The sequence below is a fragment of the Vibrio satsumensis genome, assembly GCF_050337435.1.
GTDB lineage: Bacteria > Pseudomonadota > Gammaproteobacteria > Enterobacterales > Vibrionaceae > Vibrio > Vibrio satsumensis.
The window spans coordinates 610537-622407 of the sequence record NZ_JAKJSX010000004.1 but is presented as its reverse complement, the minus strand read 5'-3'; the positions used below and the strand labels follow the sequence as shown (position 1 = coordinate 622407).

Sequence of the window (11871 nt, the reverse complement as noted above, 5' to 3'; positions counted from 1 at the left end):
GCCCGGTAGCTAAGTTCGGAATCGATAACCGCTGAAAGCATCTAAGCGGGAAGCGAGCCTTGAGATGAGTTTTCCCTGGCGCTATAAGCGTCCTAAAGGGTTGTCGTAGACTACGACGTTGATAGGCAGGGTGTGTAAGTGCTGCGAGGCATTGAGCTAACCTGTACTAATTGCCCGTGAGGCTTAACCATACAACACCCAAGGGGTTTTGTGGACTCAAAGACAGACCTTGAATGAGTTTGAAGAGAATAACTTTTAGATAAGCTTTCCAGATTATTTTTCCTTCAGTTTTTAAAAGCTGAAAGTAAAAGCAAAATTTGCTTGGCGACCATAGCATTGTGGACCCACCTGATTCCATGCCGAACTCAGAAGTGAAACACAATAGCGCCGATGGTAGTGTGGGGCTTCCCCATGTGAGAGTAGGACATCGCCAGGCTTTAAATTACGTTTTCAGTTAACTTATCGTTTAGAGAAATACTGAAAGCAAAACTAGAAACAGCACACAAGTAAGACTGATTTTAGTAACAATTTGTTGGAGGGATGGCTGAGTGGTCGAAAGCACCGGTCTTGAAAACCGGCAACCGTTAATAGCGGTTCTAGGGTTCAAATCCCTATCCCTCCACCACCATTAGAAAGCCCGCTGAAAAATCAGCGGGCTTTTTTATTATCTGCTTCAAATCATTATGTATCAGCCAAATATTTACACATTCATTTAATTCACTTGCGGATACTGTCAGAGCTTCCTAAATCATCTCATTAGGCTGTTTGCTAACAAAGTTAATGAAGCTCTTGGATAAGTAAAATCGAGCTGATATCAGCTTACATAGTGATAAATAAGAGACAACTTGATGTGCGGAGAAGGTTACTTACTAAGTAACTTTATGGTGTTCAGAACCTTCTGTACCAGTTGTTTGCTTAGTCGATTTTTCTTATCTTAAACTCACTTGTTAGCACTGAGTCGTACTCTTTTCCTGTGTACTTGGTATTGAAGATACTTTTGTTTTGCTCTGTCTGTTCTGAAGATATTCCTATCCATTGTGCAAATGTGTCTGAAAAGTCTCTCAGATTGTATTTGACCGAATGTATTTTCGTTTCTTGTGGGTCATTACTCATTGCTATGAAAGGTACTTCTACTGCCTGCCTAGAAAAATGTGAGCCAGTACCGTGAATTAGATACGGTGGAACGTTTACAGACGTTAGGCCATGATCCGAAAAATAAATGATTTTATATGTTTTATCATGCATCGTGAGTAAGTCTCTAAGCTTCTCTATAAAAGCCACGCCATAAGCCACTGATTTTGAATAGCATTCTAGGTATTTGTTATCTGAGGGTTTTAGTGAAACCTCCTCATCAAATCTCTTACAAAAGTCATAGTGTGACCCCATGGTATGAATGAAAATGACTTTCGGTTTATTAGTTTCTTCACGAATCGCCTTGATCACTTCTGGTAGGAGAATATTATCGGGTTCAGCTTTATCATAAGACGTATTTTTATAATATTGGTAATGAGCCCTACTCGCGATTGCGGATACCTGTGTCTCGTATTGCCCGATCTTAGCTTGATTTGATATCCAATAAGTTTTCATTCCAGCATCATTAGCAAGATCTATCACATTTAAGCCTTTATCATGCCTGTTTACATCTAGGCTCTTTGATAATATTCGAGGAACTGAAAAATATGTAACAACGGATGGGGAAATAACACCATTAAATATTTCTGCTCCTTTTATCTTTCCATTCTCTTCGTTATACGATGGGTAATAATTTTTAATCACAGATTCACCGATATTTACGATATAAATATCCTTTAATATCTTATTTGTATGGACGTTCTCCCATTTTGAAGAGATTATTGATTTTCCTCCTTCGAGAAGAGATAGTTCATAATATAAAGAAATAGGTTTAATAACTGTAATTAGTCCTAAAAAACTAAACCACACTTCATGATGGATTGTTTTTAAGTATTCTTCATTGAGGTATGTCGTCTTTTTATTATCATGTAAGCTATAAAATTTTGTGATTAATATGCTGGAAAATAATATTAACATAATTAATGAAAATGACTTACCAACCTTTCCTAAGGTAATGTTAAATGATAAAAAAAGTAGAATGGAAAATATAGTAATCTTTACATATGTTATGACGCTAATGATTTTTATATGTTCAAGTGCTTCACCTCGATTAGACTCTAAAACCGAACCTAAGACACCTAAATCTAAGCTGAGAGAGTTTAACCTTAAGTAGAAGTCGAAAGTCATTATTACCGTGAGAAGAAGAAATACAAATCTATTACCGACAAATGCTATTATAGTTGCTATAAATAACATGTTTAAACTCAATATTGACAGGGTAAACCATACATTATCATCAGCCCCAGTTATCAACAGGTAAAATGTCATGATACTTAAAGGAATCAGAGTCTTAATATCAATATTTTGTCTAGTTCTCATATGTTTTTGGGTAGCTTTTTTTATCGGCCCTTCGATGAGTGTAGTCATTGATGTATGGAGAGGCAACGTAAAGGCATATCCAAATACGCACAATAATATCTCCAATATTATCGTTAATTCAGGCAGTTTGATTGCACATGCCGGCGGGGGAATCGATGGTTTAAAATATACAAACTCCTTAGAGGCTGTAGAGAAGTCGATAGAAAATGGTTTTAAGATGATAGAGCTAGATCTTCTTGTATCGTCGGATGGAAAGATCGTCGCTGTTCATGACTGGAACTCTTTCCATTTGATGACAAATTCTAATAAAAATGGTCCTATTGCTTCAGAAGAGTTTGAGTTAAAAACAATTAACGATAATTATCACACTTTAAATATTTCAGAGGCGATTGAAATTTTAAGTGAGAATGAGGTTATATTAGTTACGGACAAAATAGAAAACCTTGTACTATTATCAAAAAGTATAATTGATAAAGACAAATCTATTGTCGAAGTTTTTAGTTTAAAAAAATATAATGAAGCAATAAAGTTAGGGTTCAATAACGTTGCATTAAATATAGATTTAAATACGCCGCTTATTATTGATTGGATTGAATTGAATAAAATAAGAACTGTGACTTATCGAGGTGATAACCTCAGTTTGCTTGGGAATGAATATAAAAAGGCTATTACACTGAGTAATATGGGGATCTCAGCGATGATATATTCAAGCAATGATTTGGATTTGGACACTATCAAAGCGTATGGGATCGTTAATTTCGCGATCTATGTCGATTTTGTTCTACCGTTAGATCGTTTATAAAACTGTAACTTGCACAAAAGCAGAGCGGTTACGCTCTGCTTTTGTGTTTAACTGAATGCTCTATGTGATTTTTCTAGAGGTGGTTTACTTCGCCACGTTACCCGCCACGTTCAGTGCATCCCAAGTACGAGCAAATGGTGGGGCGTAGCAGAAGTCCATATAGCCTAACTGCTGAGTGGTCATTTTCGCCGTGATAGCAACAGCTAATGCGTTGATTCTGCCCACAGCTCCTTTCTTACCAATGATTTCTCCACCAAGTAGTACATTGGTTTCTGGGTGGTAAACCAGCTTCACTTTTATGTCTTCTTGACCTGGATAGTAGTCGGTTTGGTTCTTGTCAGAAATTGTTGATACTTTCACATCTAAGTTATGTTCTTTCGCCAGAAGTTCATTCACGCCAGTACATGCCAGCTCGTAATCGAGAACTTTCAAGCAAGATGAACCTAAGAAGCCTGACATGTAAGTATCTTTACCTGCTAGCTTATCAGCCATCATGCGCGCTTGTTTGTTAGCAGTGGTTGCAAGTGGTACATATACTGGTTTGCCTAATGCCATGTGATGAACCACTGCACAGTCGCCTACAGCATGAATGTAAGCGTCTTCAGTTGCGCCATATTCATTCACTAACAATGCACCATTTGAAGATTTTGGTAGTTCGAATACTTCTGTGTTTGGTTTGAAGCCGAGCGATAGGATCACGACATCCGCTTCTACAATACCGTTATCGGTCTCTACAATGTAACCGCCTTGCTCTGCATCGCGAATTGCAGACACGCTGCACCCTGTTTTAAGGTCTGCACCTGATTCTCTAATAGCCCCTTCAACTACTTCAATGATCTCTGGGCTGAACTGGCGGCTCATGATGTGCTGTTCACGTTCGATGATGGTTACGTGCTTGCCGAGGCCATGAGCTGCGTCGAACACTTCTAGACCTATAAAGCCAGCGCCAATTACGCACACTCGTTGCTTATTACTGTCTTTCAAAGCTTCTTTTACTGCTAATCCATCTTCCATGCTTGTCAGTGTATATACGTGTTCTGAGTTGTATTCACCGAACGAAGGAACAATTGGGCGTGCGCCTGTGGCAATCACCACCATATCGTAATCGATGATGCTTTCTTCGCCTTGATGACGAACTTTAATCTGCTTTTCAGTGCGGTCTAGTGCGACCATTTCAGTTTCAATGCGAACGTCTAAGCCTGATTTAATCGCTTGTTCTGGCGTACGAGAAATCATGCGTTCTGTGTCATCAAACATGCCGCCCGCAAAGTAGGGTAAACCACATGCTCCAAAAGAGATGTAACTACGCTTATCTAGAACAATGACTTCGTCTGTTGGCTGATTACGTTTGTATTTTGCTGCGAAACTCATACCAGCGGCGCTACCGCCTATAACAACAACTTTCATATTTATTACCTAAATAACCTGAACTCAGGAAAAACAGAAGAGCACTCATGAGGAGTGCTCTTAATTAAGCGTGGGAATTATACTGCTGCTTCTTTTGAAACCGTCGCAGCAACATCAGCGTCGTATTGCTCTGTGTTTAACGAGCCGTTTTTCTTAGCCGTTAGAACACCAGATAACATAGAGCCTGAGATGTTAAGTGCGGTACGAGCCATGTCGATTAGCGCTTCGATAGAAACCAGAATCGCTACCACAGTAATATCTAGACCCATGATGGTTAGTACCGCTACTGCGGCGAACGTTGCACCGCCACCAACACCTGCGATACCGAATGAAGCTATCGCGATAACAGCAATCAGTTGTAGGATGAAGCCTAAGTCAACGGGCATACCCATAACTTGTGCTGCCATGATGGCTAGCATTGCTGGGTAGATACCTGCACAACCGTTCTGACCGATACTGGTACCGAATGTCGCTGACATGTTTGCTGTTTCTTCGTCCACACCTAGGCGCTGAGTCTGTGTTTCAACGTTTAGTGGGATAGCCGCCATGCTTGAGCGAGAACCAAAGCCGAATACCAATACTGGCCAGATTTTCTTCATGAACTTAGCAGGAGAAAGGCCGAACATAGACACCATGACGAAGTGAATGCCGAACATCACGCCGATTGCCACGTAGCTCGCTAGTAGGAAGCGGCCCATTTCAGCTAGTGCGAATAGGTCGTTGGTCATCATGAACGTGGTCATCAGAGCGAATACACCGTAAGGTGTTAGCTTCAAAATTTCACGTACCATTGACAGTACAACTTCTTTTGCAGAGTTGATGAAATCAACGAAGTTTTGCACTTTTTCAGGCTTACGGTTTTTCACTTGCAGGATACAGTAACCAAGGAACATACCGAACAATACTGTCGATAGTGTAGAGGTACGCTGAGAGCCTGTTAGCATGTCAAAGATGTTGGTTGGGATGATAGACAGAGCCATACCAGAAAGACCACTGCTCGCCATTGCATCTTGTGTTGCTACCAGTGAATCGCCGCGCGCTTCAATCGCGCTGTTTGTTCCAATGGTGCTCACTAACGCGTTTGCATCGATACCAAATAGGTAAATACTTGCGATACCAACTGCCGCTGAGATTGCACAAGTGAAAAGTAGAATACCGATGATTTTTGGTGCGATACGAGATAGTGCGCCACCACCTTCAACGTTCATGATCGAAGAGATCATCGCCACGAATACGAGTGGGATAACGATCATTTGTAGAAGTTTGATGTAGCCTTTACCGAACACTGAAATCAGTTCAGCAAAGCCGGAAGTTGCGACGTTACCAACACCGAAAACAAGTTGAATTGCGCCACCGAACAGCAAGCCAGCAGCAAGCGCACTCAGTACGCGGAAATTAAAACTTTTCTTTTGCTTTTTGAAGTTCGACAGCAGTGCGTAGAACCCAAAGAACAGTATGCTTAATCCAATAAATGAAACGCTCATGAGAATCTCCTATGATACCCATTAATACCTAAATCGGTTATTTTTTATATGCGATGGCTTCAACTTCAACCAGTGCGTCTTTTGGTAGTCGTGCTGCTTCAACACAAGAGCGAGCAGGTGCGTTCTCTGTACCAAACACCTCTGTGTACACTTCGTTAAAGGCAACGAAGTTTTCCATGTCAGATAAAAAGCAGGTTGTCTTAAGCACTGTGTCCAGTCCCGCGTTACTCGCTTCTAATACAGCTTTTAAGTTTTCTAGCGACTGACGAGCCTGTTCTTTAATACCGCCTTCAACAAACAGCATGGTTTCTGGAACGAGAGGTAATTGACCTGATGTATAAACCATGTCGCCGTAAGACGTACCTTGTGAGTAAGGCCCAATAGCTGCTGGTGCTTGTTCAGTGGCAATGATCTGTTTCACGATGTAACTCCTAAATTATTGGTTTTATTCTGATTTAAATTCACGGATAAACTTGTAAACCGCCTGACGGCTAATCCCAAGTTGTTCTGATACTTGTGTCGTCGTCTCTTTTAGCTCAAATACGCCGTTATCAAATAAACAACGAATGATGGCTTTGTTACGACTTTTGCAGGAAATCGTTTCGTCTTGTTCCACTTCTTTTATTGCAGCGGTCAGCGCTTGTTGAATCACGTCGTTTGCACTTTTGCTGAAAGTCTCACTGACTAGTGTTTGAGACACATTGCACGTTGGCATCAACGTTTTAACGATTTCAGGGAATGGGAAGGATAAGTTCATGTTGATACACAGCATGCCAATCGGCTTTTGCTGTGGTCCGGCTAGCACACAGGTCGTTGATTTAAGTAGGGAACCGTCTGCTGCATTGGTGAAGTAACTCTTTGGAGAAACTTCGCCGGTTTTCTCGAATTTACTCCACATACGTAAACCTAAGTCTGTGATAGGAGAGCCGATTTCACGACCGGTATGATGACCGTTGACGATTTTCACGACCGAGTTTTCTAAGCTTTCAAATGAATGAATGACTACTTCACAGTAGGGGCCAATCAAATCAGCGAGCGTGTCTGCTAAGCGGAAGTAATTGCTTAAACATTCTCTGTCTTCATCGGTGAATCTAACTTGTTTTACATTCATAGTTTCGGTTTACATTTTTGAACTTGATGGCTGAAATCTACTCCTTTGGTGGTATTTGAGCAAGGTGCAGTAAACTTCTGTAAACCGTTAAAAAGCGTCTAAAACATCAACAAATAGCGGGAATTCAACTGAAATTAAGAGTGAAATTTGAACAGGATCACCAAACTATCCTCAATATGGTTTAATTTCTTAAACCCCATCAAAGTTTAAATATTTAAAATCAAAGATTGCATTTTTGAACACTTTAATGATCTAGAACAAATTCATGATTGAGGTGAAACGAGCATTCCATAATGGAGTGCTTTTTTATATGCGAGCTTATTAGTTATTGGAGGTGTTTATCTCTCGATCAAAGATCTATAAGACGTTGCCGTCATTATTGAGCTTTTTATTGTCAAATTACTGTGAATTACCTCTGTATATAAGTTGATATTCCCCATCAAATCTCTCCTTCTTTTTACATTTAAAACAGCGAGTTAAGTTTGTCTAGACAAGTTAGTTAACTGCTTGAAATATTTCATTTCTGCAAATAAACCGACACGTAACTTTAATAATCAGACGTCAAAGTGGCCTTAAATCAAACAGGGACACTGACGATGAATAACATCATTGAAGTTAAGAAGGTCAACAAGACATTCGGCTCAAATCAAGCGTTGAATGGAATCAATCTGACTATTACCAGCCGTAAGATGACGGCACTACTTGGGCCATCGGGCTCCGGAAAATCAACACTGCTTCGACATTTAAGTGGTTTGATCATTGGTGATAAGAACGCGGACTCTCAAATCAACGTGCTTGGTCAAACTGTGCAGGCGAATGGCAAGGCAGACAGTAATGTTCGCAACTGCCGTGCACAAGCGGGTTACATCTTCCAACAATTCAATCTCGTTAACCGCTTATCAGTGATGACCAACGTACTGATTGGTGCATTGAGCTCTACTCCTAAGTGGAGAGCGCTAACGGGTATGTTTACGGTTGAGCAGCAGCAACAAGCACTTGAAGCACTGCGTCGAGTAGGCATGGAAGACTTCGCGGGCCAACGTGTTGGTAACCTATCTGGTGGTCAGCAGCAACGTGTAGCGATTGCTAGAGCTTTGATGCAGAAAGCCAAAATCATATTTGCGGATGAGCCTATTGCCTCACTCGATCCTGAGTCTGCACGTGTTGTGATGGAGCTACTCACTGATATCAATCAGAAAGAGGGCATTCCAGTCATCGTCACACTTCATCAAGTCGACCACGCACTTAAATATTGCGAAAACATTGTGGCTTTAAAAGATGGCCAAGTGTTTTACGAAGGAAAAAGTGCAGAGCTGACCAAGCCACAATTGGAAAGTTTATACCGTTCGAAAAAATCAGTCGACACGCAAAATATTCAACCATCTGACGTGCTTGCTGCGTCGTTCTAAATATCAGGGAAGTAAGATGTTTTATTCAATGAAGTCGGGAATTAAGAAGGCGATAACGCTAGCAACTGCACTTATGGCAACGCTGACAGCAAGCCATGCAATTGCAAAAGAAGAGATTAACTTCGGCATTATCGCGACCGACGCTCAGCAAAACTTACGTCAGCGTTGGGAGCCTCTCTTAGATGATCTTGGTGAGGCGTTAGGGGTATCAGTGAAGGCCTATTTTGCCCCTGATTACGCGGGAATCATTCAAGCGCAGCGTTTTGGCAAGGTTGATTTTGCCTATTACGGCAACAAAGCAGCAATGGAAGCGGTGGACCGTGCTGATGCCGAGATATTTGCGCGTTACATCGATGAAGATGGCCTTCAAGGCTACTACAGCTTGCTTATCGTCAATGCGGAAAATGACAACATCAACACACTGCAAGACGTTCTCGATCAGCACGAAACGCTCAAACTTGGTAATGGTGACCCAAATTCTACGTCTGGTTTTTTAGTCCCTAACTTTGAGGCGTTCGCAAACAACGGAATTTCTGCAAATGACTTTGACCGTACTGTTATTGCAAGTCACGGCTCGAATGTGATGGCGGTTGCGAATAATCAAGTGGACGTCGCAACTAACCACACTATGAACCTTATCCGTATTGAAGAGAGCAACCCTGAGTTGTTCAAAAAACTAAAGGTGGTTTGGCAGTCAGAGCTTATTCCTTCAGACGTGGTGACGTATCGCAAGAATCTCGATGCAGATATGAAGAAGAAAGCACGTGATTTCTTTGTCAACTACGGCAAGAACGGTAATAAACAGCAACTTGAGAACCTACACCAATTGGCGTGGTCTGGATTTGCGGCAACTGATAACAATCAATTACTTCCCATTCGTCAAATGGAAGCGTTCAAGAAGCTAGTTGAAGCGGAGAACAACAGCAACCTAAACGAGAAAGACAGAACAGATCGCATGGCGCAATACCAATCGGAAATCGACCAGCTGCAAACAGAAATTGATGCGCTGAAAGGTTAATCCCAACTATTGCGCCGCTGTGGGCGGCGCAACAACAGAGTAAGAGAACAATGACTGCAATAACTCAACGTTACGAGCCTTCATCGAAGCTGTCGATTAAAAACGGCGTAATTGCTGTGATAACGCTACTGGTCCTTAGCTGGGCGTGGCAAGGCGCAGAAATGGCACCAATGATGTTCTTTGAACACCCGGAGAACATGGTTCAGCTTGGTAAAGACTTTTTTCCAGCTGACTTCAGTGAAAGCAATGTGTACTTCAGCGAAATGCTGGTGACGATTCAAGTGGGGATCTGGGGAACCGTGTTATCGATTCTGTTAGCGATTCCATTTGGCATTCTGAGTGCTGAAAACCTGATGCCGAGCTGGGTGACATTTCCAATTCGCCGACTGATGGATTGTCTACGCGCTATCAACGAAATGGTGTTTGCGATGCTGTTTGTAGTGGTCGTTGGGCTGGGACCGTTTGCTGGTGTGATGGCACTGTTTATTCACACTACCGGTGTGCTTGCCAAACTGTTTGCTGAGGCCATTGAAGCGATTGAACCCGGGCCGATGGAAGGCGTGAAAGCGACTGGTGCAAACCCATTTGAGGTAATTCTATACGGTGTAATTCCACAAGTGATGCCACTCTGGATTTCATATTCGCTGTACCGCTTAGAGTCGAATATTCGCTCGGCAACGGTTGTAGGTATGGTTGGCGCGGGTGGTATCGGTGTACTGCTTTGGCAATCTATCTCAGGTTTCCAGCTACAACAAACCGCAGCAATCATGTCGATCGTTATCGTGACGGTGAGCGTTATCGACTTCGTTTCTCAAATCATCCGTAAGAAGTTTATCTAGGCATCTTAGATGTCTATTTAAGCAAACTTGTCTAGATAAGTAATTGAATTATAGAGAAGGAACACTTTATGCCCGTTTACTTAGATATTGCTTCGCAGCTTGAACAAGAGGTGAAAGATCGTTTTGTTCCCGGTGATTACCTGCCTCCGGAGTCCAAACTGGCTGAGCGCTTTGCCGTGAATCGTCACACGCTTCGCCGCGCTGTCGATGAGTTGGTATCCACGGGATTGATTCAACGTCATCAAGGCAAAGGCAACATGGTGATTCGTGAGCCAAGTGAGTATCGACTTCATTCTGGAGCACACTTCACCAAGAACCTGATTGAACAAGGTGCGATGCCACGATGTGAAGTGCTTCAGTCTCGCCTTATCAATGTATCCCCCAAAATTGCGGGTTACTTGAAGATTGAAGAGGGGAGCAAGGTTATTCACATCCGTACTCTGCGAAAAACCGGAGAGACACCGAGAACCATTATCGACCACTACCTGCCGAATCTGGCGTGGTGGCCGATTCTCAAGAACTTCACCAACGGTTCTTTGCACCAGTTTATTCAGCGTGGCTTGGATACTGATTTAGAGCGAAAAGAGACTCGTGTGGGGGCGAAAATCCCAAGCAATGAAGAGTGTCGTTTACTGCAAATCAGCACTAGCACTCCGCTACTCAAAATTAAAACCACCAACGTAATCAAAGGCACGCAAGTGATAGCGGAATTTTCAAGTTCCAACACCCGTGCCGACGCAACCGAAATTGTAATGGAGCACTAAATGACAGCTTTGAAAGAGCGACAAAAGTGGATGTCAGTACTCGCGCAGAGTCAGTTTTCAGAACTAAAAACGCGCTGGGAAGTATTAGGGCTAGAAGTGGAATACGCCATGGTTCGTCAGCCAGAGATTGGTTTAGCACAAGTGCGAGCTCGTATGGGCTCAACAGGTCGTCAGTTCAATATGGGTGATGTCACCGTGACTCGAGCCGTAATCAAGCTAACAACTGGAGAGCTTGGCTACAGCTACCTACAGGGACGAAGTAAGCCGCATGCAGAGCTAGCAGCAGTAGTCGATGCCTTGATGCAAAACGGGCAACAAGCCGAAGTGATCAACGCGCAACTTATAGAACCGTTGGCAGCGATGAAGCACGAACGAGACAGTCGACGTCGCCAAGAAGTCGCCTCAAGCAAAGTGGACTTTTTTACCATGGTTCGCGGAGAAGACTAGGCCCGTGGAGAAGACTGGCTTAGTAAAGAAAAGCTTCGCGGAGAAGCTTGTTTCGGAGAGAAGAACAGCTTCGCTCGCAAGCAAAAGAACCACATGTCATTCAAGAATAAGATTAACGAATTAAACAGGTTAGAACGAA

General features: G+C 42.4%; 11 protein-coding genes, 1 tRNA gene and 2 rRNA genes. 9 read left to right on the top strand and 5 right to left on the bottom strand.

The genetic code is table 11. The annotated features are described in order from the left end of the window. From L4C44_RS05780 to L4C44_RS05770, 3 genes are all read left to right on the top strand, one after another. Positions 1–191, top strand: a 23S ribosomal RNA gene (locus tag L4C44_RS05780); the annotation flags it as partial. A gap of 129 nt (positions 192–320) precedes the next feature. Next, positions 321–436: ribosomal RNA gene (rrf, locus tag L4C44_RS05775) — 5S ribosomal RNA — on the top strand. Positions 437–534: 98 nt separating this feature from the next. Then, positions 535–625: transfer RNA gene (locus tag L4C44_RS05770), tRNA-Ser, on the top strand. A 290-nt stretch (positions 626–915) separates the two neighbouring features. On the opposite strand, the gene L4C44_RS05765 is transcribed toward L4C44_RS05770, so the two are convergent. Beyond that, positions 916–2328, bottom strand: a complete 1413-nt coding sequence (locus tag L4C44_RS05765) for a sulfatase-like hydrolase/transferase (RefSeq protein WP_285955094.1) — start codon at positions 2326–2328, stop codon at positions 916–918. A 70-nt stretch (positions 2329–2398) separates the two neighbouring features. On the opposite strand from L4C44_RS05765, the gene L4C44_RS05760 reads away from it, so the two are divergent. Continuing rightward, positions 2399–3253, top strand: a complete 855-nt coding sequence (locus L4C44_RS05760) for a glycerophosphodiester phosphodiesterase family protein (RefSeq protein WP_428804575.1) — start codon at positions 2399–2401, stop codon at positions 3251–3253. Between the two features lie 84 nt (positions 3254–3337). On the opposite strand, the gene L4C44_RS05755 is transcribed toward L4C44_RS05760, so the two are convergent. From L4C44_RS05755 to L4C44_RS05740, 4 genes are all read right to left on the bottom strand, one after another. Continuing rightward, a complete protein-coding gene (locus L4C44_RS05755; RefSeq protein WP_428804574.1) occupies positions 3338–4660 on the bottom strand; it encodes a CoA-disulfide reductase in 1323 nt (440 codons plus the stop codon). A gap of 77 nt (positions 4661–4737) precedes the next feature. Then, positions 4738–6144: a cation:dicarboxylate symporter family transporter gene (locus L4C44_RS05750; RefSeq protein WP_086712474.1), complete on the bottom strand. Its 1407-nt coding sequence runs from the start codon at positions 6142–6144 to the stop codon at positions 4738–4740. Between the two features lie 37 nt (positions 6145–6181). Beyond that, positions 6182–6565, bottom strand: a complete 384-nt coding sequence (locus tag L4C44_RS05745) for a RidA family protein (protein ID WP_086712475.1) — start codon at positions 6563–6565, stop codon at positions 6182–6184. A gap of 24 nt (positions 6566–6589) precedes the next feature. Beyond that, positions 6590–7255: a helix-turn-helix transcriptional regulator gene (locus tag L4C44_RS05740; RefSeq protein WP_017111553.1), complete on the bottom strand. Its 666-nt coding sequence runs from the start codon at positions 7253–7255 to the stop codon at positions 6590–6592. A 596-nt stretch (positions 7256–7851) separates the two neighbouring features. Between L4C44_RS05740 and phnC the strand changes: the two genes are divergently transcribed. From phnC to phnG, 5 genes are all read left to right on the top strand, one after another. Next, positions 7852–8664, top strand: a complete 813-nt coding sequence (phnC, locus tag L4C44_RS05735; RefSeq protein WP_428804573.1) for a phosphonate ABC transporter ATP-binding protein — start codon at positions 7852–7854, stop codon at positions 8662–8664. A 16-nt stretch (positions 8665–8680) separates the two neighbouring features. Beyond that, positions 8681–9682, top strand: a complete 1002-nt coding sequence (gene phnD / locus L4C44_RS05730; RefSeq protein WP_086712477.1) for a phosphonate ABC transporter substrate-binding protein — start codon at positions 8681–8683, stop codon at positions 9680–9682. A gap of 50 nt (positions 9683–9732) precedes the next feature. Beyond that, positions 9733–10521, top strand: coding sequence for a phosphonate ABC transporter, permease protein PhnE (gene phnE / locus L4C44_RS05725; RefSeq protein WP_192891833.1), 789 nt, complete (start codon positions 9733–9735; stop codon positions 10519–10521). Positions 10522–10589: 68 nt separating this feature from the next. Beyond that, the gene (phnF, locus tag L4C44_RS05720; protein ID WP_428804572.1) at positions 10590–11285 is read left to right on the top strand and encodes a phosphonate metabolism transcriptional regulator PhnF; all 696 of its coding nucleotides are present in this window, start codon (positions 10590–10592) and stop codon (positions 11283–11285) included. Continuing rightward, positions 11286–11732: a phosphonate C-P lyase system protein PhnG gene (phnG, locus tag L4C44_RS05715; RefSeq protein WP_428804571.1), complete on the top strand. Its 447-nt coding sequence runs from the start codon at positions 11286–11288 to the stop codon at positions 11730–11732. It abuts the gene before it with no gap. Positions 11733–11871: the final 139 nt, after the last annotated feature.